The sequence below is a fragment of the Pseudophaeobacter arcticus DSM 23566 genome (genome assembly GCF_000473205.1).
Classification (GTDB): Bacteria; Pseudomonadota; Alphaproteobacteria; order Rhodobacterales; family Rhodobacteraceae; genus Pseudophaeobacter; species Pseudophaeobacter arcticus.
Genome location: NZ_KI421507.1, coordinates 1,920,978 through 1,946,926 on the forward strand (window position 1 = coordinate 1,920,978; position 25,949 = coordinate 1,946,926).

The following is a 25,949-nucleotide window of genomic DNA, read 5'->3' on the forward strand; positions in this document are numbered from 1 at the left end:
GCAGGACGTAATATTCTGTATTTACTTATTAATTACAGATACCCCGGTGTTGCATTCCGCCGCGTGGCGTCAGACCATTCGGGCGCGTGGCAGGCGATTTTGGCGCGCCGGATCCAGAATTAACTGATGAATAGCCCAGACCAGCGCATCAACCCGGTCCGGCGAGCCCTGCCCCTGAAACCCCTGCGCAGCCATTTGGCACATTTGCTCTTCCAGCTCTGCCAGACCTGGCAGATGATGCACCCGGCGCTGCTCATAAAGAGCGGCAACGGGCTCAGCGCGCACCACCTTCCCCCGGCTGGCATGAACCGCCTGAAAACCGATCAGCGGATCAATCTGCCGCAGCAGGCTTTCAACCAGCGCGCCCCCCTGGTTGACCTCCGCCACCACCCGGTCAGCGCCGAACTCCTGATGGGCGGCAATCACCGCCTTGGCCCAGGTCAAGGGCCCCACCCCCTGAACGGTCCGATCCGCCAATACATAGGCCTGCCAGTTTTGCACCGGCCCCTGCAGGCAGGCTCCGGCCACAAGGATCCCGCAGGCATCCGAGGCCTTTCCCGCGCTCACAGCCGGATCCACCGCCACCACGATGCGATCCAACACCGGCGCCGCAGCCACCTGCAGCTCGGCCAATTGCGCAGCCCGCCAGATGGCGCCCTCGACATCGCTCAGCAGCACGCCGTCAAGTTCCTGCCGCCCCAGACGCGAGCCCGCATAACGGGCGCGCACCTCGGTCAGGAAGGAGGGCGCAAGATTGGCGCGGTTGGCCTCTGTGGCGGCGTGGCTTTGCACCGTAGAGGGCGTTTGCAGGAGCTGACGCAGCACCGCCACATTGCGCGGTGTAGTGGTCACACAGACCCGTGGGTCCTCTCCCAGCCGCAGGGAGAACTGCAACATGTCCCAGGCCTCGCGCGCGCGGCGCCATTTGGCCAGCTCATCCGCCCAGGCAGTATCAAACTGCGGCCCCCGCAGCGCCTCTGGGTCGTGGGCCGAAAAGGCCTGCGCCATGGCGCCATTGGCCCAGATCAGCTTGCGTTCACCTGATTTCCACTGCGGCCTGCGATCCGGGGGGGAGCAGGCCAGAATGCCGCTGTCGCCCTGGATCATCACATCGCGGACCTGATCATAGGTCTCGCCAATCAACGCCAGGCGGCGGGCGCGACCGGGGGCCAGGGGCGTGGCACCTTCGACCTGGCTGCGAATCCATTCCGCCCCGGCGCGGGTCTTACCGGCGCCGCGCCCTCCCAGAATTACCCAGGTCCGCCAGTCCCCTGGGGGCGGCAGCTGATGTGCATGGGCCCAGACCTCAAACAGATAGGGCAAGGAAAGCGTCGCATTGTCACTCATCGCCTCGGTCAGGGTTTTCTGCAGCAAAGGCGCGGCGCAGGCGATCCAGGCGGCTGCTGATTTCAGCCCGGGCTGCGGCAAGATCAAGCCCCTGTTGATCACAGGTCTCTTGGGGGTTTTGCTCGACAAGGGTCTTCTCCACTTTCTGGCAATCTCTGATAAGCCCCTCAAGTTTTGCAATCCGGGGAAGCGCGGCGTTCAAGGCCTCCTCCCCGCAAGCGGCAAGGCGCTCCTGGAGGTCTTCGGCCTCCTGGCGCAGGCGCAGGATCGAGCGCTGCAGCGACTGAAACAGATCCTGCGTGGTTTGAGTATTGGGGGATGGCTCTGTCTGTGACATCTGGGCGTGGGCCTTTCATCCAAAGGGCCCCCGACACGACAAAAGACTGAGAGGATCAAACGCTGGCGCCCCAGAACCTGGCGCGGCGGGCAAGAAAGTGATCTTCGTTCTTTTTCCAGCTGCGGGGCAAATTAGGCGAGATCCTGGGTGAAAGTCAAATGAGACAGGGTTGCCAAGCGTCCGAGAGTAAAAGGAAATCTTAACAGACCGGGAGTGGTCCTGCCGGAGCCACCGGCCCAAACCACCGGCTTGCGCCACCAGCCTAGTCCACTGCCTGTGCTCTGACCTGTGCTCTGGCGCAGGCCAAAGAAAACCCGCCCCCATCAGATGATGAGGACGGGGGCAAAGATCATCGTGACCTTAAAAGAGCAGTTTAATCAGTTATTGTTCCGCTGCGCTTCGATCTCGCGCCATTTTGCAACGTTGCTATTGTGCTGTTGCAGCGTCTCCGCAAAGGCATGACCGCCGCTGCCATCCGCTACAAAGAACAGAAAATCGGTCGGCTCCGGGTTCACCGCCGCCAAGAGACTCGCCCGGCCAGGGTTGGCGATAGGCGTTGGGGGCAACCCTTCGATCACGTAGGTGTTCCACGGTGTAACCTTGCGCAATTCGCTTTGACGCAGGCCCCGACCCAGCACGCCTTCGCCTTTGGTGACGCCATAGATCACGGTGGGATCCGTTTGCAGGCGCATGCCCCGGTTCAGACGATTGGTAAAGACACTGGCCACCTGGCCACGCTCTTCTGCGACGCCGGTTTCTTTTTCGATGATCGAGGCAAGGATCAGCATTTCTTCGGGCGATTGCACCGCCGCGTCCTCGCTGCGGTTTTCCCAGGCTGCCGCAATCAGCAACTCCTGGCGCTCCTGCATCTGCGCCAGGATCTCGTCACGGGGCTGCCCTTTGACAATTTCATAGCTGTCAGGCGCCAACATGCCTTCTGCCGGGCGTTCTCCGGGATCACCGCTGAGAATGTCGATGTTTTGCAGGGCATTCACTACCTGCCAACTGGTCACACCCTCGGCCAATGCAACCCGGAAACGGGTATCCGAGGCAGATTTCAACTGGGTGAAGATCGCAGGCACATCGTCAACGCCGAGCTCAAAATCAGCCCGTTCGACAAATTTACCAGAGGCCGGGTCCAGCTCACGCACCTCGGCCCGCACCCGTGTCACCCCAACGCGGTAAACCACCTCGGTGCCGCAGGTGCTGGCGCCGCCCTGGGTGATCTGATCCAGAATGCTCTGCATCGTGCTGCCAGGACGGACAAGAAAGCTCCCCGCTTTGAGCTGGCGCGACTTTTCAGTGTATTTGGCGCTGAGCCGGAACAACATGCCGGAGCTAACCGCCCCCTGCTTTTCAAGCTCTGCGCTCACCCGGGTCATGTTTGACCCAGGGCGCACCTGCAGACAGATCGCTGTCTCCAACGGCCCCTCAGCGGTATACTGTGACTTGCCCCAAAGGATGACGCCGCCCAAAAGGAACAGCACCACCACCAGAACCGTCAGCATATTCGAAGCCAGGCTGCGCCACATTTATTTAGGCTTCCCAAAGACAACCGAGGCATTGGTCCCGCCAAAGCCAAAGGAATTGGACAGGGCCACGTCAATCTTGCGCTCACGCTTGGCATTTGGGGCCAGATCAATAGGTGTTTCAACCGCCTGATTGTCCAGGTTGATCGTTGGCGGAGCAACCTGATCGCGAATCGCCAGGATCGAGAAGATCGCCTCAATCGCGCCAGCAGCGCCCAAAAGATGGCCGGTTGCTGATTTGGTCGACGACATGGTGACCGCAGCCGCATGATCCCCCAGCATCCGCTCAACCGCGCCCAGTTCAATTGTGTCGGCCATGGTCGAGGTGCCATGGGCGTTGATGTAGTCTACATCTTTGGGCTCAAGCCCTGCATTTTTCAGCGCTGCGCGCATCGACCGCTCGCCGCCTTCGCCGGTCTCGGAGGGGGCGGTGATATGATAGGCATCGCCCGACAGGCCATAGCCCAGAACTTCGGCATAGATTTTGGCGCCACGGGCCACGGCATGGTCGTAGTCTTCCAGCACCACAACTCCGGCACCTTCGCCCATGACAAACCCGTCACGATCAGCGTCATAGGGGCGGGACGCCGATTTGGGATCATCTGCCCATTTGGTCGACAAGGCCTTGCAGGCATTAAAGCCGGCAATGCCAATTTCGCAGATCGCCGCTTCGGCGCCACCAGCAATCATCACATCGGCATCGCCGGATTTGATCAACCGGGCCGCATCGCCAATGGCGTGGGCCCCTGTTGAGCAAGCCGTCACCACCGAGTGGTTGGGGCCTTTGAACCCAAAGCGGATTGAGACCTGACCAGAGATCAGGTTGATCAGCGCACCGGGAATAAAGAAGGGAGAGACCCGGCGCGGGCCCTTTTCCTTGATCATCACTGCGGTGTTGGCGATGGAACTCAACCCGCCGATGCCAGAGCCGATCATGACGCCTGTGCGCTCCTGGCTTTCGGTATCTTCCGGGGTCCAGTCAGCATCCCGCACAGCCATTTCAGCGGCGGCGATACCATAAAGGATAAAGTCATCGATCTTTTTCTGATCTTTCTTGATCACCCAGTCATCCGGATTGAAAGAGCCGTCTGTGCCGTCACCACGCGTGACTTCGCAAGCATAGGTGGTTGCAACACCACTGGCCTCTGCGTCAAACAGGGTGATCGGTCCGGCGCCAGATTGACCGTCCAGCAGGCGCGACCAGGTCTCTTCGACCCCGGTTGCCAAAGGTGTCACCAATCCCAGTCCGGTTACAACGACTCGACGCATTCCTTGCTCTCCTCTGCCTCGGCAATTCGCAACCAGATAGCTTGGATTGCCCTAGGGGTGCAAGTGCGCCAATAGAACGTATCGGCGCAGAATGGCAAATAACAGAGCCCAAGCCAAGCCAATCAGCGCATCGGCACTGCGGCAAACCGGCTCTGCCAAGCGCCCAGCCAGAGAGCCAGGCCAAAGGATCCGGCCAGCCCTCTGGCGAAAGCAAAAAGCGGAACGGCCATGTTTGACCGCCCCGCCTATTACCTGGTGCAAGCCCTGCAGTCGCAGGTGATTCATTAAATGAATTCAGCAACTTCTTCAGGGTGCGGCTGGGCCGCCTCCAGGGCCTCCTCCAGGGTGAGCGTCTTGCGAAACAGCGCCCGCCCAACCAAAGCCCCGGCAATATTGGACAGGTACTTCAACCGCGACAGATCATCGACACAGCGCACGACGCCACTGGCGATCACCGGTGACTGAGCCTTGGCGGCCAGCCCGGAAATCAGCCCCAATTGCCCGTCCAGGTCGGACATATCACTGTCGATATCGGTGACAATAATGCCTGCAAAGGGGGCAGCCCCAAAGGCGGCGATATAGCTTTCAGGTTCAAATGCACCAGCTTGGCGCCACCCTTCAGTCATAACCTGCCCCTGCCAGACATCCACCGCCAGAACGATCTGATCGGGATACTGTTTCGCCATCTCGCAAACCAAAGTGGGATCAAGCGCGGCCAGGGTGCCAACAACGATACGTCCTGCGCCCTGTTCGATCCAGCTCTCGATACTGTCCCGGCTGCGCATACCGCCGCCCAATTGTACCGGAATACCAGCGCTGCGAATGATCTCAGCCACCAGTTCTTTGTTGCTGTCATCGCCCTGAATGGCGTTGAAATCAGTCAGGTGCATCCACTGGGCACCTGCTGCGGCAAATTCCTTTGCCTTTTCAACAGGATCCACATGCCAGACCATCGGCTCCTCCAGCCGACCCTTTTCCAGAGTGACGCAGCGCCCGTCTAGCAATTCGATTGTCGGAAAAATCATCATCTCCGAAGCCCTCCTAGTTGGTCATCTTTACACGCTACCACAAAAACGGGCGACGCAGGAGAACCATCGTCCAGAAGAACAAAAGGCGTGAGACGCAAAACGGCGCTTCCACGATGGAAAGCGCCGTCAAGGCAATCACAATGATGTAATTACGACTTAGGAAGCTTCGGTGATGAACTTCACTGCGTCGCCAAATGTCTGGATGGTTTCGGCCGCATCATCAGGGATCTCGATGCCGAATTCTTCTTCAAAGGCCATGACCAGCTCAACAGTGTCGAGGCTGTCTGCACCCAAATCGTCGATGAAGGACGCGTTTTCGGTCACTTTTTCTTCTTCAACACCCAGGTGCTCTACAACGATCTTTTTTACGCGGTCTGCGACGTCGCTCATGTCATTTCCTCGTTCTTCAGGGCAGATTGCCCGGTTTTGCCCGTACCCGCTTGGGGTGGCATTGTTTTGCCCGATGCGGGCGGTTCTGCTCTCAAAAACGAGAGCTACCCGATCGCTTTCCCTTGCGAGGAAAACGTCAGGACGAATATGGGCCGCCTATAGCACAGACCAGCGCAGAGGCAAATGCTTTCGCTGCATCTGCGGTTCTTGTCTATGCCCTGCCATGACTGCCCCAGTCGAGCAGATGGCGCCGCCCAGCCCCAAGGACAAGGGGCAGCACCGAAGATTTCTAAAACCTTGTTGATATCAATATGATATTCACAAAGTTCTGGGCTATTTTGTGCTTTGAATATCTCGATTCTGCAACGTTTTTTGCGGCAGGCCGAAGAATAAACAAAACCAAATGAGCCTACAGCATCGCCATACCGCCGTTCACATGCAGGGTGGTTCCGGTGACATAGGCGGCCTCGGGGCTGGCCAGATACAGCACCGCAGCGGCGATTTCTTTCGAATCCCCCATCCGGGCGGCGGGAATCTGCGACAGGATGGCATCTTTCTGCGCATCATTCAGTTTGTCGGTCATGGCGGTGGCAATAAACCCAGGCGCAACCGCGTTGACCGTGATGCCGCGATTGGCGACCTCATAGGCGACGGATTTGGACATCCCGATCATCCCCGCCTTGGAGGCGGCATAGTTGCCCTGACCAGGGTTGCCAGTGGCGCCAACGATGGACGAGATGTTGATGATCCGACCCCAGCGGGCTTTCATCATGCCGCGCAGCACCCCACGGCACAGCCGCATGGTCGAGGTAAGGTTCACATCCAACACGCTTTGCCACTCTTCATCTTTCATGCGCATAAAAAGATTGTCTTTGGTGATCCCGGCATTGTTCACCAGAATATCAACACTGCCCATGGCAGCGACAGCCTGTTTGGGCAGGGCTTCCACCGCCTCTGCATCGCTCAGGTTGCAGATCAGCACATGGGCACGCTCGCCAAGCTCAGCTGCCAGTTCCTGCAGCGGGGCCTCGCGGGTGCCAGAAAGCGCAACGGTCGCACCCGCTGCGTGCAGGGCACGGGCGATATCGCCGCCGATCCCACCCGAAGCCCCGGTGATCAGGGCGGTTTTACCAGTCAAATCAAACATATCTCTTCCTCTGTTTGCAGGTGCATGACCATCAGAGCCGCGCTTGCTCCCGGTCGCACCGCTTTTGCGCGCGTAGAATTCAGGCCTCTTTGACGGCTGCAACCGCCTCGGGGGTGCCAAACTGACGGCAGGTCAGGCTGCGGTCGATCTTGCGGATCATGCCCGACAGAGCCTTGCCGGATCCAATTTCCCAGAACTCCGTGACGCCCTGCGCCGCCATGACCTGGACGCTTTCACGCCAGCGCACCGAACCGGTAACCTGTTCAACCAAAAGCTGGCGGATTTCAGCCGGGTCGCTCACCACGTCGGCGCGCACATTGGCAATCAGCGGCACGGCGGGGGCTTTGATCTCAACCGCGGCCAGGGCCTCGGCCATGACATCTGCGGCGGGCTGCATCAGCGCACAGTGGAAAGGTGCCGAGACCGGCAGCATCACCGCCCGTTTGGCCCCACGGGCCTTGGCGATTTCTGCGGCCCGTTCAACGGCGGCCTTGTGACCGGAGACAACCACCTGGGTGGGGTCGTTGTCATTGGCAGCCTGGACCACTTCGCCCTCAGCCGCCGCTTCGGCTGCGACCTCTTTTACAGTGGCGAAATCTAGCCCCAACAGCGCAGCCATGGCGCCCACACCAACCGGCACGGCGCTTTGCATCGCTTCGCCCCGGGTGCGCAGCAGGCGCGCGGTATCTGCGATGGAAATTGCCCCGGCAGCAGCCAGCGCCGAATATTCCCCCAGCGAATGGCCGGCAACAAAACCAGCCTGGTCAATCGCAACGCCCTCGGCCTCCAGCGCACGCATCGCCGCCAAGGAGGTCGCCATCAGGGCGGGTTGGGCGTTCTGGGTCAGGGTCAGGGTTTCGATATCGCCCTCCCAGATCAATTTGCTGAGGTGTTCCCCCAAAGCCGCGTCGACCTCATCAAAAACAGCCTTCGCGGCCGGATAAGTTTCTGCCAATGCCTGGCCCATTCCAATGGCCTGGGCGCCCTGCCCCGGAAATACAAATGCGATCGTCATTAAGGGTCACTTCCTTCGCTGTCGTTTTCCCCGGTTTAGACGCAGCTGACCCAACGTACAAGAGAACTGACCAAGGGTGCCCTTCTGCCCACCTGTCCAGTCCGCCAATCCAGCCCGCCTGTGCTACCCCTCTGTCCTGCCCCTTTGTCCTGCCTTGCGGATAGGGGCACGATGGCGGCTGCCAGATCGGCGCTCTGCGCCACATGACCCTTCGCACAAACTCTGTTCGCGCACGGACAGAGCCCCCCATTGCATGCCTCTGCGTCTCGATTAGAGTGGCCAGCATCGCACCTCACAAGGAACCACCCCCGTGCCAGCCCAAAACACCACCTCCAGCTACGGCAGCGTCACCAAAGGCTTTCATTGGCTCTCTGCCCTCCTGCTGATCTCCGCCTTTCTGCTTGGCCTGATCGCCAACGATCTGGCCCATGAGATTCAAAGCCCGGGGTTTGATGGATCCGACGCGACCCTGTCCCGCGCCGTGCTGCTGTTCTCGATCCACAAAACCATCGGCGTTGCCGCCTTCTTTACCGGGTTGGGCCGCATTCTGTGGGCCCTCTCCCAGCCCAAGCCGGGGCTGTTGCATCCGGAAAACAAACCCGAAGCCCTGGCAGCAGAAGTGGTTCACTGGCTGCTTTACGGGGCCATGGTGGCGACGCCATTGACGGGCTGGATCCACCATGCCGCCAGCACCGGCTTTGCCCCGATCTGGTGGCCCTTTGGCCAGGAGTTGCCCTTTGTGACAAAATCCGACGCCACCGCAGCACTGTTTGGCACGCTGCACTGGGTCTCGACCCAGACGCTGATGGTCACCTTTGGACTACATGTCGCCGGAGCATTGAAACATGCGGTGGTCGACCGCGACGCCACCCTGCGCCGCATGTTGCCCAAATCCGGTGATCTGCCAACACCCCCCGCACAAAAGCACAGCCCGGTTCCAGCCGGTCTTGCGCTGGTTGTCTGGGCGGCAGTGCTGACCGGCGGTGTCATGATGGCGCAAGATACACAGGACAACAACCAAAGCGCCACCGCCACAGGGAACGCCGCAACACGGCCCGCCGGGAACTGGGCGGTACAAGAAGGCAGCCTTGGCCTGACCGTCCAACAGATGGGCAGCGGCGTCAGCGGTTCCTTTGCCACCTGGCAGGCCGATATCACCTTTGACGACCCAGATGCGCCGGGCCCCGCGGGTCAGGTCGCGGTCGAGATCGACATTGCCTCACTCACCCTTGGGAGCGTCACAGATCAAGCCATGGGGGCGGATTATTTTGACAGCGCCACCTACCCAAAGGCCCGGTTCGAGGCGCAGTTGGAAAAGCTGGAGACCGGATACCAAGCGGTCGGAGAGCTGACCATCCGCGACAAGACCCAGCCTCTTACCCTGCCCTTTACCCTGCAAATCAATGGCGACACTGCGCAGATGCAGGGCCAGGCGGTGGTGAACCGGCTTGATTTTGACATCGGTGCGGGCACCCAGGACGAGGGCACCCTGGGCTTTGAGGTTGTCCTGGATGTTTCCCTGACCGCTCAAAAGACCAAATAATCTGACAGTATCCTCTGACAGATCCCACCCGCGCAGCACCACCCACAAAAACAAACCTCTCCGGAATGATCCGGGGAGGTTTTTACGTTTCGCCATCCTGGCCAAGGATCGACATCTCGTGGCAAAGCAATCCCAGGGACGTAAAGCCAGAGCGATCTCGCGCCAAGACATGAAACCTCTGACCTCTGCGAACGCAAAACGCCGCCTCCCCCTATGGGAAAGCGGCGCTTCGTCTTGATAAGCTTCGAGCTGAGAAACAGCTGTTACTCGGCCTTCATCGCTTCAACAGAGATCGCCACAGCCACCTCATCGCTGACATATGGCGCGAATTTTTCGAGGCCAAAGTCAGACCGCACCAGCGTGGTGGTTGCATCAAAACCAGCCCAGGGCTTACCCGCCATCGGATGATCGCCAGCCTGGTTCAGAGTTGCGTCCAGAACCACGGATTTGGTCACGCCATTCAGGGTCAGGTCGCCGGTGATCTTGGCAGCGGTATCCCCTGTCACCTCGATATTGGTGGAGGTGAAGGTAATCTGCTCGTCCCCTTTGGCGCCAAAGAAATCAGCGGACATGAAGTGATCAAACCGCGCCTGCCAGCCGGTCAGCATCGAGCTCAGCGGCATGGAAACGGAAACGCTGGAGTTTGCAGGGGCTTCCTGATCAAACATGATCTCGCCTTCAAAGCCCGAGAACATCCCACTACCGGTGGAGAACCCGAGGTGGTTGTAGCTGAACACAATCTGGCTGTGGCTGGAGTCCAGCACATATTTTTCGGGGGCAGCAAGGGCTGCGGTGGTGCTCAGGCCGACAAGTGCTACAGCGGCAAGGATCTTTTTCATGAATTTTCGCTCCATTGGTGAAGGGTAGAGTTTCAGGGTGTCTGAATCTTGTGGGCTACACCTGTGGCCTGGATGACAAAAATGAAACCAGCATTTTCCAACATCATCTGTTGAGAAAAGAACAAAGGCCCTGCGCGGCAACGCAGAGCCCTATATTTATCGCAATTTCGGGGGGACAGGATCAAAACCATTCACGCAGACGTGAACAGGTCAGCTAAACAATTGCACCGCTCCGCTCAGCTGATCCCGCAACTGGCTACGCGCCGCCGAACTGCCAAGGGGCACCTCGATCAAAAGACTGCCGTCGTTTTCAAACAATTGCACCGCAGCGTCGTTCAGCCGGGCGCCGCCAATGGTATCGTAGCTGCGGCGCAGGACCGTTTTGGGCTGCCCCTGTGCATCCCGGCGCAGCACCCGCAACTCGCGGCGCACCGGATCAAAACAGGCCTCTGGCTGATTGTGCAAATCACGGGTGGTCATCAGCACCAACCCGAGCACAAAAAACAGGACCGAGACACCAACCTTCACCAGGTTCAATTCCGGATCGGCAACACTGCCCGGAAACAGCCATAGCCAGCTGGCGCTGACCATCATGGCAAGCCCCAGGCCGCGCAGCATAACAGTACGCAGCCGCCAATTTGCTTCAAAGCTCAGAACCAGTGGCATCGCCGTTGCCAGGCTGCCAGTGGCGCGCGAATGATCCATAAATCTACTGCGATGCTGGTGCCCATAAGAAAGGGGGGCCTCACTGGATATGCTCATCATCTGCCTCAATCTGTCTTGCCGTCACCTATCCGGTGCACATTAACTTTTTGTTAACCAAGTTTGACGTGAAGAATGAGGCAACATTGGGGCGACAGGGAGGGAATTGTTGATTTTCCACCCCTTTTCGCCCTACACATCGGGCAAAACAGACTCGGTCCAGGCCCTGCAATTGTCGCAACGGCTGCTGTTGCCCGCCTGAGATGTACCCGCCGACCAATTCACCTTGCTCTTTGCGTCAAAGCCGTTATATGGGGCCAACCTTCCGCGACACATTCGTTCCGCGCAGACTCTCGTGACAGGGCAGCGGAAGGTTCAACCGCCCGGTCTATGAAATGCGCCTTGAAACAAACTGGAGTTCGCATGCCCCTCTATGAGCATGTTATGATTGCGCGTCAGGATCTGTCCAACTCGCAAGCTGAAGGTCTCGTCGAACATTTTGGTGCCGTATTGGCTGACAACGATGGTAAACTCGTTGACAGTGAATACTGGGGCGTCAAAACGATGGCCTACAAGATCAACAAAAACCGCAAGGGCCACTATGCCTTCCTGCGCACCGATGCACCTGCAGCGGCTGTTCAGGAAATGGAACGCCTGATGCGCCTGCATGATGACGTGATGCGCGTTCTGACCATCAAGGTCGACGAGCACGCCGAAGGGCCTTCGGTCCAGATGCAGAAACGTGACGAACGCGACACCCGTCGCGAGCGCCGCTGATCTAGCTTGAGAAAAGGACGCTAAACCATGGCAGCCAAACCATTTTTCCGCCGTCGTAAAGTCTGCCCCTTCTCGGGCGACAACGCGCCAAAGATCGACTACAAAGACACTCGTCTTCTGCAGCGCTACATCTCTGAGCGTGGCAAGATCGTACCTTCGCGTATCACCGCCGTTTCGGCAAAGAAGCAGCGTGAACTGGCCCGTGCTATCAAGCGCGCCCGCTTCCTCGCCCTGCTGCCCTATGCTGTTAAGTAAGGAGACCTGAGCAATGCAAGTTATCCTTCTTGAACGTGTGGCCAAGCTGGGCCAGATGGGCGACGTCGTAGACGTTAAGTCCGGATATGCCCGCAACTTCCTGCTGCCCCAGGCGAAAGCCAAGGTCGCATCGGAAGCCAACCTGGCCGCCTTTGAAGCCCAGAAAGCGCAGCTGGAAGCACGCAATCTGGAAACCAAAGCCGAAGCCGCCGCCCTGGCTGAAAAGCTGGACGGTCAGCAGTTCGTCGTGATTCGCTCTGCTTCGGATTCTGGTTCGCTTTACGGTTCCGTCACCCCGCGTGATGCCGCCGAAGCCGCCACCGAAGCCGGGTTCTCGGTCGACAAAAAGCAGGTTGCTCTGATCGATCCGATCAAAGACCTCGGCCTGCACACCCTTGTGGTCAAACTGCACCCAGAAGTCGAAGCTCAGATCAAGCTGAACGTAGCCCGTTCCGCCGAAGAAGCTGAGCTGCAGGCCTCTGGCAAATCGATCCAGGAGCTCGCTGCCGAAGAGGAAGCCGCTGCTGAATTCGAAATCGCAGAACTGTTCGACGATATCGGCTCTGCCGCATCCGACGACGACGACGACCAGGGCGACGCCCCCGCAGCTGCTTCTGACGAAGAGCCTGCTGCCTGATCACCAGCTTGATCAGACATCTATCAGAATAGGCCACGCCCCTGCGGTGTGGCCTATTTTCTTTTCGGGCTGGCTCAATTCGCTGCTCCGTCCTACTCTGAGGCTGTGTCACCTTTGAATTTAGGGAGCAAAGCATATGAGTAGCCGAGTTTTAACAGACCTTTGTGGCGGTTTTCTTTTTCTGGCGCTATCCGCCTGCGACACTGTCCCGCTGGAGGCACCGCTGCAGGTCAGCGGTGCTCTGCCAAGTGGTTATGCCAATGATGAGGCTCAGTGCCGCGCCGAGGCCCGTCGTGTTGGGCAGGGGCATATCGGCAAGACTGCAGCCATAGTCGGCACAGGTGGCGCCCTGGGCGGTGCAATTGAAGGCCACGACAAAGCGCTGGCAGGTGCCATCGTAGGTGCCGCCGTTGGTGCCGCGATTGGCGATGCTGAGGTCAAGCAGGCGCAGCGTAACTACCTGGTGCAATGCATGCAGCAGCGCGGTCACCCTGTGACCGGCTAAGGGATCAGACCTCCTGACTGGCAGCTTCGCGCCGGAAATCATCACATCTCCCGCTAAGGGGCGTCTATTAGCGGGAGCTGGCTCTAACTGTCTGCTTCCGGCAAATATTCCAAGATATCTCCGGGCTGGCCCTCCGGAAACCGGCAGATCGCATCCTGGGTTGCAAAGCCCCTCCTTTGGCCTTGCCGGATTTTAGCAAGGACCGATTAGCCTCGGTGATGTCCACCGCAGCGGCCAGTTCGCGAAATTTCACTTTTCAGCTATCGCAGGTCACCGCCTCCCGTTTGGGTCCGGGCAGCGCCTTTGGGATGAGAAAGTTCCCGCCGATCCAGGCGGGGCTTTCTTTCCTTTCCCAAAGGAATGTCTAGGATGACCCAAACGGCCCGCGACACGATACTTCAACTGGTGGATTTCCTGCATGATGACATTAAAAATCAGCGGCAAGACCTTGGTTCTTTTGATGTCCTTGGTTGCCCCGCTGGCAACCACAGCCTGCAGCCAGGACAAACAGGGCGGCGCAGAAACCCAGGTCACCCCGCCCCTTTACCCCAATGAAACACCGCAACTGCGGCAAAGCATCAACCATTGGGCAGACCACTATGAGGTCCCGCGCGCCCTGGTGCATCGTTTGGCAATCCGCGAAAGCACCCACCAACCAGAAGCCATCAACCGCCCCTACTATGGCCTGATGCAGATCCTGCCGGCCACTGCACGTTCCATGGGGTTTTCCGGTACACCGCAGGACTTGCTGGATGCGGATACAAACCTTGAATTTGCGGTAAAATACCTGCGCGGCGCCTGGCTCTTGTCGGACGGTAATTTTGATACCGCAGTCAAACATTATTCGCGTGGCTATTATTACGAGGCCAAGCGGCGCGGCATGTTGAAAGAGACCGGCCTGGTGCACTAGCCCCCGACCAAGTGGCACATGCTGTGGCGAAAATTCACCGGGACTAAATTCACCGGGACTCCTGTCATTTTGCTGTTATCGTTACCGGATAATTACGCAGCAAACTGACACTGGGAGTTTCTTCATGCCGATCTCACTTGACCGCCGGTCTTTTCTCGCTGGCAGCGCCGGCCTCATCGCGCTGCATCCGTTTTCTCTTCAGGCCGCCTCAAACCAGGTGCATCTGCGACTGATGGAAACCACCGACCTGCATGTGCATGTCTTTCCCTATGATTACTATGCAGACAAACCCCGCGACACGGTGGGGCTTGCCCGCACTGCCTCAATTGTGAATGACATCCGGGCCGAGGCCACCAATGCGCTGCTGCTGGACAATGGTGATTTTTTGCAGGGCAACCCAATGGGGGACTACATCGCCTATGAGCGCGGAATGCGCGAAGGCGATCTGCATCCGGTGATTGACGCGATGAATACTGTGGGCTTTGATGCCTCGACACTGGGCAACCACGAGTTCAACTACGGTCTTGATTTCCTGATGAAATCCCTTGCCGGGGCACAGTTCCCGGTGGTCTGCGCCAATATCGCCAAAGAGACCGGCGTCGGCCCACGTGACGACAAGACCCTGCTGCCCCCCTATGTGCTGATAGATCGCGAGCTGACCGATGGCGCAGGCGCAAAACATCCGATCAAAATTGGCCTCATCGGCTTTGTCCCGCCGCAGGTGATGAACTGGGATCGTCGTCATCTGGAGGGCAATGTCCAGGCCCGTGACATCCTGCAGACCGCCCGTGCCTATGTGCCGGAAATGAAGGAGAAAGGCGCGGATATCATCATCGCGCTCTCTCATTCCGGCATTGGCGAAGCGCGTGAGCAGGAGGGGATGGAAAATGCCTCACTGGTGCTGGCTGGTGTGGACGGAATTGACGCAATCATGACCGGGCATAGCCATCTGGTGTTCCCCTCCTCCAAATATGACGGGCTTGATGGCATCGACGTGGCCAAGGGCACCCTGCAGGGCAAACCCGCCACCATGGGCGGCTATTGGGGCAGCCATCTGGGCCTGATTGATCTGATGCTGGAACGCGACGCAGGCGGCTGGCGCGTCGTCGGCCATGCCGCAGAAGCCCGCCCCATTTCCAAACGCAACGAGGACCGATCAATCACCGCACTGGTGGAAAGCGATGCAAAGGTGCTGGCCTCTGTCGCCCAGCAGCACGAGGAAACCCTGGCCTATGTGCGCCGCGCGGTGGGCAAAACCGATGCGCCGCTGCATAGCTATTTTGCCCTGGTTGCCGATGATCCTTCGGTGCAGATCGTATCCATCGCCCAGAGCTGGTACATCGCCCAGATGCTGCAGGGCACCAAATACGAAGGCCTGCCAATCCTGTCAGCTGCAGCGCCGTTCAAGGCCGGTGGCCGTGGCGGCCCTGAGTATTTCACCGATGTGCCAAAGGGCGATGTGGCGATCAAGAATGTCTCGGATCTATATCTCTACCCCAATACCGCCCGCGCGGTTCTGGTCAGTGGGGTTCAGGTCAAGGACTGGCTGGAGCGTTCAGCGGGCATGTTCAATCAGGTAGAGCCGGGCAAGGCAGACCAGCTGCTGCTCAACCCTGATTTCCCAAGCTACAATTTTGATGTGATGGACGGGGTGCGCTATCAGATCGACCTGAGCCAGCCGTCAAAATTCAGCAGCACCGGCGTTCTGGAGAACCCCGAGGCCAATCGCATCGTCAACCTGACCTTCAACGGCGCGCCAATCGACCCGGAGGCCCAGTTTATCGTTGCCACCAATAACTACCGCGCCTCAGGCGGTGGGGACTTCCCCGGTGCAAAAGGGGATTCTATCGTCTTTGAAGGGCCAGACACCAACCGCGACGTCATTGTGCGCTACATCGTCGAAAAAGGCACCATCAGCCCCCGCGCCGATGCCAACTGGAGCTTTGCGCCCCTGCCCGGCACCAGTGTTCTGTTTGATACCGGTCCCAAGGCAAGCGACTACGCCGGGGATGTCGAGGGCGTCGCCATCTCAGCCGCAGGCGAAGGCCCCGACGGCTTTGCCCGCTTCCGCATCGACCTCTGATAGATCAGGCGCCGCGGGTCCCTGATCCGCTGAAAGACATCCAAAAAGCGGGCCCGCTATTCAGCTGGGCCCGCTTTTGCATCAGTCGGCACCTCTGATTTTAGAAGTCTTCCCAGCCCCGGGCGTCGTCAGTCCCGGTGGCAGCCATCGGCGGCGCAGCCTTCACGACACCCTCCCAGCTGTCTTCACGCGCAAAATCCGCCGCGGCACCCGAAGCGGAAACGGTCGTATCAACAACCCTGACCGCCCCCCGCGAAAGCGACTGGGACTGATGTGAAATCTCAAAGTTCCCCATCAGTTCAGCCAGCTTTCCGGCATCGGTTTTTAGCAGCAGACTGGCCGCTGTGGCCTCTTCCACCATGGCGGCATTTTGCTGCGTCACCTGATCAAGTTGCATCATGCCTGAATTGATCTCGTTGAGACCTGTCGATTGCTCGACCGCGCCTTCGGCAATTCCAGAAACCTGTTTCGAGATCCGGCTCACCTGTTCCACGATATTTTGCAACGCCCGGCCTGCCTGACCCACCAGATCCACACCGCGACCAACCTGTTTGCCGCTGTCTTCAATCAGCGTTTTGATCTCCATCGCCGCCCCCGAGGAGCGCTGCGCCAGGGCGCGAACTTCGCTCGCCACCACCGCAAACCCCCGTCCGGCCTCTCCTGCACGGGCGGCTTCTACCCCGGCATTCAGTGCCAATAGATTGGTTTGAAAGGCAATATCATCAATTACCGAAATGATCTGGGAAATGCTCTCGGATGAGTTTTCGATTTCGGTCATCGCGGCAACCGCTTTTTGCACCACAACATCGCTGTTCTCAGCCTCGATACGGGCCTCTTCCATCGTTTGCTCGACGGCCTTTGCCCCTTCGGCAGCAGATTTCACCGAACTCGTCAGCTCGTCCAATGCAGCAGCCGTTTGTTCCAGGGTTGCCGCCTGGCTCTCGGTGCGGTGGGACAGATCCGTCGAGGCCTGGCTGATTTCAACCGCGCCATTGCCGATACTGCTGGAGGTCTCCATAACCTGACCAACAATCCCTTTTAGATTGCTGACGGTCATGTTGAAATCGCGGCGCAGTTTTTCGTAATCCTCGGGGAATTTCTCTTCGATCTGCACCAGAAGATTGCCTTTTGACAGCTGCGACAGCTCCGCGCTCAAATTCTCTACCACCCGGTTCAGCTCGGCATCACGACCTTCGGCCTTTTTCTTCTCCAGGGCCTGCATTTCGACCAGAGCATCCCGGAATACGTCCAGCGCCCTCGCCATCTGCCCAACTTCATCGCCACGATCCTGACCCTGAATTTCAACCCTGTTGTCCCCCTCAGCCAGTCCCTTCATCGAGACCGTGATCCGGTTGACCGCGCGGGCCAGGCTGCTGCCCAGCATCAAGGCAAAGGTGCCGCCCAGAAGGATGGCCACAACAATTGCCACAGGAATCATGGTTTGGGTCTGCGCTGACATTTCGGCGTTTTCCGCCTGGCGCGCCCGCATCGTGGTGAGCTCCCCCGCCTCAAAAGAGGACATGATTTCGGAGAATTCCGCAAAATAGGCAGCCCCGCGTCCGGCGCCAACAAAATCAGCCATATCATCCATGGTTTTGGCGTCACCAATGTCGCGACGCAGCTTTAGCAGCGGCTCAACCACCTGTTCACGCCAATCCGCAAGCGTCTTGGCCATTTTAGTGATACGGATCTCCTGCATCAGGTTCTCGCTGGTTTCCTCTGTCAGGCTGCTGATCAGGCGATCAAAGGCCTCAACCCCTGTGTTGTAAGGCACCAAAAGCGCGTCATCGCCGGCCAGAAGATAGCCGCGCATGCCGGATTCCATGCCAACAGCAATCGCCAGTAGATCTTTGGCTTTGCTGATGGTCCCGTGGGCTTGTTCCACGGCGGCCAGCGAAATGTTTACAAAGTCCGGACTGGCAATGCCGGATTTCACCAGGGTGACAAACGCCTGACGACGATCCGTCAGCCGGACCTCTTCATCTTCGATGAATTGTTCGATTTCCGAGCGAAAGGCGTCGATAAACACTGATCCTTTGGCCGTTTTGACCTCTGCCGCCATGTCATTCATGGTCATTGCGTCACCAATTTCACGGCGCAGTTCAATTGCTTGCTCGGCAACCTCTGTCTGCCAGGAGCGCAGAGTGTTTTCTGCCTGGGTTAAACGCTCCACCATCTTGGGCTCATCGCTGACGATCACAAACAGTTCTTCAAAGGCAGCGAAGGTTTCAGCCGATCCGTTTTCATAGGGCTGCAGATACCGCTCCTGCCCCGCCAAGAGATAGCCGCGCAGGCCTGACTCCATTTCAAACGCCGCCGCAGTGAGCGACGCAACCTGATCCAGAATATGCCGCGAATGTTCGACCTTTTGAGAGGTCTCTTCCATCCGTTTCAGATCATAGACCGCCAGTCCGCCGACTGCGGCAATGAGAACCAAAGGAAACAATGCCGCAGACATGACTTTTGTCTTTGTCTTCGCATTGGAAAAAGAAAATCTCCGAAACCTATTCGCAGAACCACCAGACATCGTTGCATCCCATCTGAATCAATAGAAATCTCACGATGAGACACAAGGCTTACGATAGTCTTATTTGCACCAGAGGTTGTGAGAGTATTTTTTCATTACGAGTTTGGAATGTCTAAAAAAAAGCCAGCGCATCATATGGTTTGGCCCCTTTGAAACGAAAAAGGGCCGCCCAAAAGGCGGCCCCACAAAGCTCAAAAGGAAAGAGCTTATTCTTCTTCCAGAGCCTCGACAGCTTTTTGAAGGTCCTCTTTGGAGACTTCTTTCTCAGCGACGGTGGCCTTGTCAAACAGGTGGTCGATGACTTTGTCTTCAAACAAAGGCGCACGCAACTGCTGCTGCATCTGAGCGTTCTGCTGAATGAATTCAAAGAACTGGCGCTCTTGACCTGGGTACTGACGCGCCTGAGCCATGATGGCCTGGGTCATTTCAGCATCGGTCACTTCGACTTCGGCTTTCTGTCCCAGTTCTGCCAGCAGCAGGCCCAGGCGAACGCGGCGCTCAGCCAGAGCGGTGTGCTCTTCGGTTGTCTCGATATCGCCGTGATCGTGACCTTCGACCTCAGGGTGATCCTCGTGCCACAGCTGATGTGAAATCTGCTTGGCTTCGGCTTCGACCAGCGATGGGGGCAGATCAAAGGAGACCAGCTCGTCCAGCTTGTCCAGGGTGGCACGTTTCATCACGGCGCGGGCTGCACCGGCATATTCGGCTTCGAGACGTTCGCGGATCTGACCCTTCAGAGCCTCCAGATCTTCGGCGCCAAATTTCTTGGCCATCTCGTCGTTGATCTCGGCAGCTTTTGGCGCCTTGACCTCTTTGATGGTGCAAGAGAACACAGCTTCTTTGCCAGCCAGGTGTTCGGCCTGGTACTCTTCTGGGAAGGTCACGGAGACGTCTTTTTCGTCGCCGGCCTTCACGCCAACCAGCTGCTCTTCGAAGCCGGGGATGAAAGAGTTGGAGCCCAGAACCAATGGGTAATCGTCAGCTGCGCCGCCCTCAAAGGCTTCGCCGTCAACCTTGCCCAGGAAGTCGATAACAACCTGATCGCCATCTTCAGAGACAGCCGCTTCGTCACGAGCTTCAAATTCCTTGGCGTTTTCAGCCAGGTTTTCCAGCGCTTCGGTGACAGCTTCGTCTTCGGCTTTCACAACCAGCTTCTCAAGGGTCACACCAGACAGGTCGACCTCAGGAATTTCTGGCAGCGCCTCATAGGACATATCAACGCTGACGTCGTCGCCCTCTTTCCAATCTTCATTGGTCATCTTGACGTCGGGCTGCATGGCAGGACGGTCACCGGATTTTTCAAAGTGCTCATTCATGGCACCATCGATGGATTCCTGCATCGCTTCGCCAATCATGCGCTGGCCAAACTGCTTTTTCAGCAGCGCCATAGGCACCTTGCCTTTGCGGAAACCTTTCATTTCGATTTCCGGCTGCGCTTCGGCCAATTTTTCATTGACCTTGGCGTCCAGTTCGGCCGCCGTGACCGTGATGGCGTAGCCGCGTTTCAGACCTTCGTTCAGCGTCTCGGTGACCTGCATGTTATACCCCATAGAGATTCGGGGCGCGCGCGCAGGCACCGCCCCCAGACAATTTGTGGCCTTCTATTGTTACTGGCGGCGCGGTGCAAGTGCCATTGCCGGTTTCCCCCTCTCAAAGCAGCAATTCCCTGGGGTTTTTTTGGTCTCCCCACAAAAAACACGCCCCCAGCAAGGGGGCGTGCGTATTGTTTTGAAAACCGAGCTGAAGACCCGAGGGGAAAATCTGTCTTCAGAACTTCCAGCGAGCGCCGGCCAGGATCACGTTTGCATCCTGATAGGTGGTCGCCGAAGTGTCCGCGTAGGAGTAATCGCGGTAAGCGACATAGGTCTCAAGGTTGAGACGGTCGATTTTTTGAACCGCAGCAATACCCCAGGATTCCGAGGAATCCCCTGCTGTTACCTGATCGGAGCCATCGTAATAGTCCACCGAGAAGGAGGTTTTGCCTGCTGCAATCAGATCAGCTGAATAGCCGAGCTTGGCATAGGTGTAGGTGCCTGCGATATCACGTTCGCCCGCAGCCAGCGCAAAGGAAAGACCTGTGTCTTTATGCAAAATCGCCACAGAACCAGAGATGTCACGGCTGTCCTGTTTGCCGGTTTCCTCGGTCCAGGCCGCTGCGAGACCAGCGTCCAGGGCAAAGGCACCCAGTTCATCATTGTTGTAGCGAACCGCAACGTCGTAGGTTTCGCGGTCATTGTTGGTTTTCAAAATATCGGTCCCATAGGAGGCCGAGAAGGTGAAACCGCCATAGTTGGTGCTGTCATAGCGAATACGACCCAGACGCGGACCGTCGTATGTCGCAGAAACGTCAGCCACGCTCACGCCGGTGAGGTTGCCAGCGCCATCGCGGAACAGGTAGCCACCGCCGATGTCAGCAATCGACGCATTGGCGCCAAGACCGGTTCCAGAGTAGTCAGCTCCGGTGATGCCGTCAGAGGCCATCGAGCCCTGACCAGCCGAGAAGGTGCCGTAGTTTGCTGTCTCATACTGCAGATCAACGTGACGCAGGTTGGTCCGGCTCCAGCTGGTAACATCCCCCTTGGAGGTCTGGTCTGTGCCATCAGACGCACGGAAGCCAAAGGCCGTTTCAAAGTGGAATTTCAGTTTGTTCTGACCAAAGGCCTGTTCGACCCAAAAGCCGATCCGCGAGTTCGACGAGGAGTTGTCAGACAGGCGGTTATAGTCTTCAACACCGTCGTCGAACGACTGAAAGGATGGGTTGAACTGACCATACCAGCGGAAGCTGCCGCCGTTGTCATTGGTATAGGTGGGGCCCGCAAATGCGGGGGCTGCCAGCAAGGCTGCGGCAACGACCGCGCTGCTGCGCAATACGAGTTTGGTGCTCATGGATCTTGAGTCTCCTGATTGAACTTAGGTGGCCCGTACTCCCCCCATCCCAGGGATCCGTTCCTCGCCTGTTTATAACAATCAGTTTTTTTGGCGCGCAGTCTTGAAATCAATTCAGCTTTGCCAGGGGTCAAAATTTGGCAATATTTTGCTTTATTGCCAATATATTCGGCTATTTTCCGCAAAGCCCGAACACCCTTAAGTGAACCAGATCACTTAGCGCCTGCGCTCAGAACAAAGCTGCTTTGCGCCCAGCGAAACTCACTACAGAGTGATCAGTTTTTTTCAAACCGATCACGGAATCGTTTTTTCTTGTACCAAGAGCTGCAGCAAAATTTGCGGCCCTTCTTTGCGCCCTTTGCCAGCCGGGGCAGGCAACAACGTCAGCTGTCATTCTGATCCGGTTTGGACAGAATTTCTCCAACCGTTGCCAATCTGGCATTTGCACAGGCCCGCCCCTGGGCTTCGGCAACAATGGCTTTGGCAAAGTCCCCTTCCGTGCGTGGCAAGGGGCCCCGGTACCCGGCACAGCCACGCAACAGGTCCGGCGGCACGGCATGGGGAGCCAGAATGGGGCTAGGGGCGGGTTTGGTACAGGCGCTCAGCAATATGGCCAAGCAAAGGTGACAAAGGCGCATCCTGGCCCTCCATCCGTTGCAGATCATTGGCGATCAAGGACCAGCGCCGCGCCGCTTCTTCGGCACGGGCCAAATGGGCGCGGTGAATACGCGCCGCCTCTTCTACCCGGTCCAGCTCAATCAGAGCCGTGGACAATTGCCGCTGCACCTGTCCCAGTTCAGCACTCAGCCGGGTCCGCTCGTGGATAAGCCGCCCGCCCCAAAGAACCAAAAATGTCCCCCCCAGCATCACCGCCAAAACCGGCAGGTTGCGCAGCAGCCAAACCAGGGTCATCTGGCAGCCTCCAAGGCCGCATGGCACATTTCCATTTCCGAAAACCGGCGCCGGGTCAGACCACGCCAGACCTTGCCACCTGCCCGGTTCCAGCGCGGCAACTCATTGCAGGCCCCCTCCAGGTCCCCCGCATTGGCGAGACGCAGCAATGTTGATTGGCAGGCGGCCTTTGCCCCGACATTATAGGTCCAGGACACCAGGGCAATCTTCATGCCCAGCGGAACGGTCGCCGTCAGACATTGATCAAGCGCGGCTTCGTAGGACAGGATCTCGGCCGCCAGAATCTGGTCGCATTCCGCCTTGCTATAGCGGTCGCCTGGCGCCACCTGCTGGGTTTTGCCGTAACAGACCGTCCAGACGCCAACCACATCGCGGTAGGCCTCTTGGCGCAGCCCTTCCCAACCGCCGATAAAGGCAAGGGCAGTGGAGAGCGCAATACCGCCGCCGGCGATGATCCCCAAACTGCGGTTCCGCATCGCCCCCGCCTGACTGCGGCGAAACTCTCGCAAATCCGCAAGCCCCGCCTGCAACACAATCCGGGCCGGAATGGCCAGGGTCTGAAACACCGCCGAGGCCACTGCAAAGTAGACTGGCGAGCAACGGGTCATTTCCGGGCTGATTGTGGCAAAGAAAAACCCAAGTAGCGCAACCAGACCAGCGAGAACAAACCAAACGCTGGCAGCTCTGGTTAGCACCGTTTTCCAATTAGAAATCAGTTTCATCAGTCTTCTCCACTCAACAAACCAGGTCAGAGACCGGGCAGTCTAGGCAGAGGGGTTTGAAAGGAGGTAAGCCCTGCGTACGCTGCAGGAGTTACCGCAAAAGCTGCGAGACTGGGCGCATAAACAGACTGGGCGCATAAACAGACTGGGCGCATAAACAAAAAGACCGGGCAGCGCGTAAAGCGCTAGCATGCGGGTCAGTGCCAGGTCATCGCAGCCCGCGCGAACGTCGGCAAGCCGCCCGAAGCCAGCCGTCGGTTGCCGGGAACCAGTAACCGGTAGCCAGAAAACTGAGGGGGAAAAAACCACATCATAGAGGCCGGTTCCACAATTTGCCCAACGGGTCTTTGGTTTGAGTATCCCTAGCGGCCAAATTCAGGCTATGCTACCCAAAGATAACTGAAAAGTGCCCTTCTATGACAGTCAACATGAGTACCGAAACGCCTGTCACCTATCGCCAAGGCGTTCGCAAAACGCTACGGGCGGTTATTGATCTTTTGGCTCTCATTGCCGGCTTGCTGGCCGTTGCAAATCTCTTTCGCATTGGCAAGTTTGGGTCGCCCTTTATTGTCACAACCTTGCTTCTTGTCTTTATCAGTATTCTTCCGACCATTTTACTGCGCAGGAAAAAATACCTGTCTCTGAGTGGCGGCCTGACCGTAGCCGGGCTGGTCATTACCAATTTTGTCGGCATGATACATCTTGGCATGGGCGCGGCAGCCATCTTTGCCTTTCCCTTTTACATGGCGCTCTGTGCGGCCTTGTTCAGCCGAAAGCTGACGGTGCTGTTCTTTTTTGCCTTTAGCTGCGCATTCGCGACCATCGCCTATCTGTTTGTCACAGGGGTCCTGGTCTCCCCCGATCCCAGGATCGCGGACTGGAATAAAGGCCCAGACAACTGGATCGTCCTGTTGATCGCGCTCATGGCCACCAACATGTTGGTCATTACCCTGGTCACCAACCTCAGTCGCTACTGGAAAGAGACCGAGAATGAGGCGACAGACAAGGCCCTGCAATTTGAAACCCTGGTCGAATATGCCCCCGACGCCATTGTGATTTACGACATCGAGAAAAACCATTTCATCTCGGCCAATGGCCGGGCGGTAGAATTCTTTGGGTACGACCGCAACACGCTGGTTCGCGGGCTCAGTCTGGTGGATCTCAGCCCAGAAAAACAGCCCTCCGGCGAGTTGAGCGCCACACAGGCCCGTCAATACCTGGAGGCTGCCCTTGACGGTGAAACCCCCATTTTCCACTGGCGTCACCTCAATGCATCAGGTGAGGAAATCGACTGCGAAATCTCCCTCACCCGCCTGCCGCCCTTTCGGCAGAAACTCATCCGGGCCAATATCGCCGATATCTCCAAACGGCTGGCGGATCAAAAACAAAGCGAAGATCTGCAATCACAGCTGGCCGCGTCGCAACGGCTTGAAACCATTGGTCAACTGACAGGAGGAGTGGCGCATGATTTCAATAATCTCCTCGCCGTCATCCTGGGCAATCTTGAACTGCTACAAGACGAACCAGACACCAAAAAGCGGGCAGACTACATAGCCTCCTGTATCGGCGCCACCATGCGCGGGGCAGACCTGACAAGAAGCATGTTGAGCTACGCCCGGCGTACGCCATTGCAGCCCGAGGTGGTGAACCTGAACAAGCTGGTTCTGGACACAAAAAACTGGGCCGGGCGCACCCTGCCCTCGCATATTGAGGTTGAAACCTCGCTGCTGGCACGACTTTGGGATGTTGAAGTGGACCCCGGCCTTGCCGAAAGCGCCCTGCTGAACCTGATCCTGAACGCCCGCGACGCGATGTCTGACAGCGGCAAACTGACCATCGAGACCGCAAATGTCCGGATTGACCAAACCTATCAGGACAGTCGCAACGAAGCCCTGAAGCCAGGGCGCTATGTAATGATTGCCGTGTCAGACACCGGTCAGGGCATCGACCCCGAAATCGTGGATAAGATCTTTGACCCGTTTTTCACCACAAAACCCTCCGGCGAGGGCTCAGGTCTGGGTCTTTCCATGGTTCTTGGCTTCATGCGCCAATCCGAAGGCACCGCCCAAGTCTATTCTGAGCCAAGCGTTGGCACGACCTTCAAGCTGTATTTCCCAGCCATGTCTCCCGACCCGAGCAAAGCACCAGCGCAAAGCGCAGCTGCCGAGGCCGCGACGTTCCAAGGCAAACGTATTTTGCTCGCCGAGGACGAAGAAGAGGTGCTGCTGGTGCTGAAATCCACCCTGGAACAAGCAGGATATTCGGTGACCACCGCCTCCAACGGGGATGCGGCAAAAGAGATCTTTGAAGCAGATCCAACGTTTGATCTGCTGCTTACGGATATCGTCATGCCGGGCCGTCTCAAAGGAACCTGCTTGGCGACGGCGCTGCGTGTCCTCAAGACCAACCTCCCGGTTGTCTTTATGTCGGGCTATGCGGCCGAGGCAACGGTGCATGGAAACGGCCTGCGCCCGGAAGACATCCGGTTGATGAAACCCATCATGCGGGGGGACTTGCTGGAGGCAATTTCAAAAGCCCTTGGGACGGCTCACCCAGAGCCGTAAAACTGCTGCAAAATTCCGGGGCCTG

The 25,949-nt window shown here is 58.0% G+C and carries 25 protein-coding genes; 8 read left to right on the forward strand and 17 right to left on the reverse strand.

All coding sequences use genetic code 11. The features are described 5' to 3' along the window. Positions 1 to 69 precede the first annotated feature (69 nt). The 8 genes from ARCT_RS0113245 to fabD form a co-directional block, all read right to left on the reverse strand. Positions 70 to 1,347 (reverse strand): DNA-packaging protein, encoded by a 1,278-nt coding sequence (locus ARCT_RS0113245; protein WP_027240515.1) that lies wholly within the window; start codon positions 1,345 to 1,347, stop codon positions 70 to 72. Further along, positions 1,340 to 1,684 (reverse strand): hypothetical protein, encoded by a 345-nt coding sequence (locus ARCT_RS26040; RefSeq protein ID WP_051360739.1) that lies wholly within the window; start codon positions 1,682 to 1,684, stop codon positions 1,340 to 1,342. The genes ARCT_RS0113245 and ARCT_RS26040 overlap by 8 nt, the downstream gene beginning before the upstream one ends. 377 nt (positions 1,685 to 2,061) lie before the next feature. Then, positions 2,062 to 3,216, reverse strand: coding sequence for an endolytic transglycosylase MltG (gene mltG / locus ARCT_RS0113255; RefSeq protein WP_027240516.1), 1,155 nt, complete (start codon positions 3,214 to 3,216; stop codon positions 2,062 to 2,064). Next, entirely contained in the window at positions 3,217 to 4,482 is a 1,266-nt protein-coding gene (fabF, locus tag ARCT_RS0113260; protein ID WP_027240517.1) for a beta-ketoacyl-ACP synthase II, read from the reverse strand. It lies immediately after the preceding gene. A 284-nt stretch (positions 4,483 to 4,766) separates the two neighbouring features. Beyond that, positions 4,767 to 5,510: a 1-(5-phosphoribosyl)-5-[(5-phosphoribosylamino)methylideneamino]imidazole-4-carboxamide isomerase gene (locus ARCT_RS0113270; RefSeq protein ID WP_027240518.1), complete on the reverse strand. Its 744-nt coding sequence runs from the start codon at positions 5,508 to 5,510 to the stop codon at positions 4,767 to 4,769. Positions 5,511 to 5,666: 156 nt separating this feature from the next. Continuing rightward, entirely contained in the window at positions 5,667 to 5,900 is a 234-nt protein-coding gene (locus ARCT_RS0113275) for an acyl carrier protein (RefSeq protein WP_009808171.1), read from the reverse strand. Between the two features lie 409 nt (positions 5,901 to 6,309). Further along, positions 6,310 to 7,047, reverse strand: a complete 738-nt coding sequence (gene fabG, locus ARCT_RS0113280) for a 3-oxoacyl-[acyl-carrier-protein] reductase (RefSeq protein ID WP_027240519.1) — start codon at positions 7,045 to 7,047, stop codon at positions 6,310 to 6,312. A gap of 79 nt (positions 7,048 to 7,126) precedes the next feature. After that, positions 7,127 to 8,062 carry an ACP S-malonyltransferase gene (gene fabD / locus ARCT_RS0113285; protein WP_027240520.1) on the reverse strand — a complete coding sequence of 312 codons (936 nt, stop codon included), beginning with the start codon at positions 8,060 to 8,062 and terminating at the stop codon, positions 7,127 to 7,129. A 310-nt stretch (positions 8,063 to 8,372) separates the two neighbouring features. On the opposite strand from fabD, the gene ARCT_RS0113290 reads away from it, so the two are divergent. Then, entirely contained in the window at positions 8,373 to 9,605 is a 1,233-nt protein-coding gene (locus tag ARCT_RS0113290) for a cytochrome b/b6 domain-containing protein (protein ID WP_027240521.1), read from the forward strand. Positions 9,606 to 9,868: 263 nt separating this feature from the next. On the opposite strand, the gene ARCT_RS0113295 is transcribed toward ARCT_RS0113290, so the two are convergent. Both ARCT_RS0113295 and ARCT_RS0113300 read right to left on the reverse strand, forming a co-directional pair. Next, positions 9,869 to 10,444, reverse strand: coding sequence for a YceI family protein (locus ARCT_RS0113295; RefSeq protein ID WP_027240522.1), 576 nt, complete (start codon positions 10,442 to 10,444; stop codon positions 9,869 to 9,871). 210 nt (positions 10,445 to 10,654) lie between these two features. Beyond that, positions 10,655 to 11,149, reverse strand: coding sequence for a hypothetical protein (locus tag ARCT_RS0113300; RefSeq protein WP_027240523.1), 495 nt, complete (start codon positions 11,147 to 11,149; stop codon positions 10,655 to 10,657). Positions 11,150 to 11,569: 420 nt separating this feature from the next. On the opposite strand from ARCT_RS0113300, the gene rpsF reads away from it, so the two are divergent. The 6 genes from rpsF to ARCT_RS0113330 all read left to right on the forward strand — a co-directional run bounded on the left by rpsF (position 11,570) and on the right by ARCT_RS0113330 (position 16,313). Beyond that, entirely contained in the window at positions 11,570 to 11,923 is a 354-nt protein-coding gene (rpsF, locus tag ARCT_RS0113305; RefSeq protein ID WP_027240524.1) for a 30S ribosomal protein S6, read from the forward strand. 27 nt (positions 11,924 to 11,950) lie between these two features. Then, a complete protein-coding gene (rpsR, locus tag ARCT_RS0113310; RefSeq protein ID WP_005982441.1) occupies positions 11,951 to 12,178 on the forward strand; it encodes a 30S ribosomal protein S18 in 228 nt (75 codons plus the stop codon). Between the two features lie 13 nt (positions 12,179 to 12,191). Beyond that, on the forward strand, positions 12,192 to 12,815 hold the full coding sequence (gene rplI, locus ARCT_RS0113315; protein ID WP_027240525.1) for a 50S ribosomal protein L9: 624 nt from the start codon (positions 12,192 to 12,194) through the stop codon (positions 12,813 to 12,815). Between the two features lie 136 nt (positions 12,816 to 12,951). Then, positions 12,952 to 13,320 carry a hypothetical protein gene (locus tag ARCT_RS27560; protein WP_084300858.1) on the forward strand — a complete coding sequence of 123 codons (369 nt, stop codon included), beginning with the start codon at positions 12,952 to 12,954 and terminating at the stop codon, positions 13,318 to 13,320. Between the two features lie 421 nt (positions 13,321 to 13,741). Next, on the forward strand, positions 13,742 to 14,230 hold the full coding sequence (locus tag ARCT_RS0113325) for a lytic transglycosylase domain-containing protein (protein ID WP_205855559.1): 489 nt from the start codon (positions 13,742 to 13,744) through the stop codon (positions 14,228 to 14,230). Between the two features lie 124 nt (positions 14,231 to 14,354). Then, positions 14,355 to 16,313: a bifunctional 2',3'-cyclic-nucleotide 2'-phosphodiesterase/3'-nucleotidase gene (locus ARCT_RS0113330; protein ID WP_027240528.1), complete on the forward strand. Its 1,959-nt coding sequence runs from the start codon at positions 14,355 to 14,357 to the stop codon at positions 16,311 to 16,313. A gap of 100 nt (positions 16,314 to 16,413) precedes the next feature. Here ARCT_RS0113330 and ARCT_RS0113335 read toward each other — a convergent pair whose 3' ends face one another. From ARCT_RS0113335 to ARCT_RS0113365, 7 genes are all read right to left on the reverse strand, one after another. Beyond that, positions 16,414 to 18,771, reverse strand: coding sequence for a CHASE3 domain-containing protein (locus ARCT_RS0113335; RefSeq protein WP_084300860.1), 2,358 nt, complete (start codon positions 18,769 to 18,771; stop codon positions 16,414 to 16,416). Positions 18,772 to 19,046: 275 nt separating this feature from the next. Continuing rightward, positions 19,047 to 20,378, reverse strand: coding sequence for a trigger factor (gene tig / locus ARCT_RS0113345; protein ID WP_027240530.1), 1,332 nt, complete (start codon positions 20,376 to 20,378; stop codon positions 19,047 to 19,049). Between the two features lie 229 nt (positions 20,379 to 20,607). Beyond that, the gene (locus ARCT_RS0113350) at positions 20,608 to 21,726 is read right to left on the reverse strand and encodes a porin (RefSeq protein WP_027240531.1); all 1,119 of its coding nucleotides are present in this window, start codon (positions 21,724 to 21,726) and stop codon (positions 20,608 to 20,610) included. A gap of 229 nt (positions 21,727 to 21,955) precedes the next feature. Beyond that, positions 21,956 to 22,120: a hypothetical protein gene (locus ARCT_RS28245; protein ID WP_161631321.1), complete on the reverse strand. Its 165-nt coding sequence runs from the start codon at positions 22,118 to 22,120 to the stop codon at positions 21,956 to 21,958. Further along, complete coding sequence (locus ARCT_RS28810; protein ID WP_276202246.1) at positions 22,110 to 22,235, reverse strand: hypothetical protein; 126 nt, start codon at positions 22,233 to 22,235, stop codon at positions 22,110 to 22,112. Before ARCT_RS28810 ends, ARCT_RS28245 begins: the two co-directional genes overlap by 11 nt. Before the next feature lie 67 nt (positions 22,236 to 22,302). Then, positions 22,303 to 22,638 carry a hypothetical protein gene (locus tag ARCT_RS0113360; RefSeq protein WP_027240532.1) on the reverse strand — a complete coding sequence of 112 codons (336 nt, stop codon included), beginning with the start codon at positions 22,636 to 22,638 and terminating at the stop codon, positions 22,303 to 22,305. Next, complete coding sequence (locus tag ARCT_RS0113365; RefSeq protein ID WP_051360741.1) at positions 22,635 to 23,360, reverse strand: lysozyme; 726 nt, start codon at positions 23,358 to 23,360, stop codon at positions 22,635 to 22,637. Before ARCT_RS0113365 ends, ARCT_RS0113360 begins: the two co-directional genes overlap by 4 nt. Positions 23,361 to 23,776: 416 nt before the next feature. On the opposite strand from ARCT_RS0113365, the gene ARCT_RS27110 reads away from it, so the two are divergent. Further along, a complete protein-coding gene (locus ARCT_RS27110) occupies positions 23,777 to 25,924 on the forward strand; it encodes an ATP-binding protein (protein WP_084300861.1) in 2,148 nt (715 codons plus the stop codon). The last annotated feature ends 25 nt before the right edge of the window (positions 25,925 to 25,949 follow it).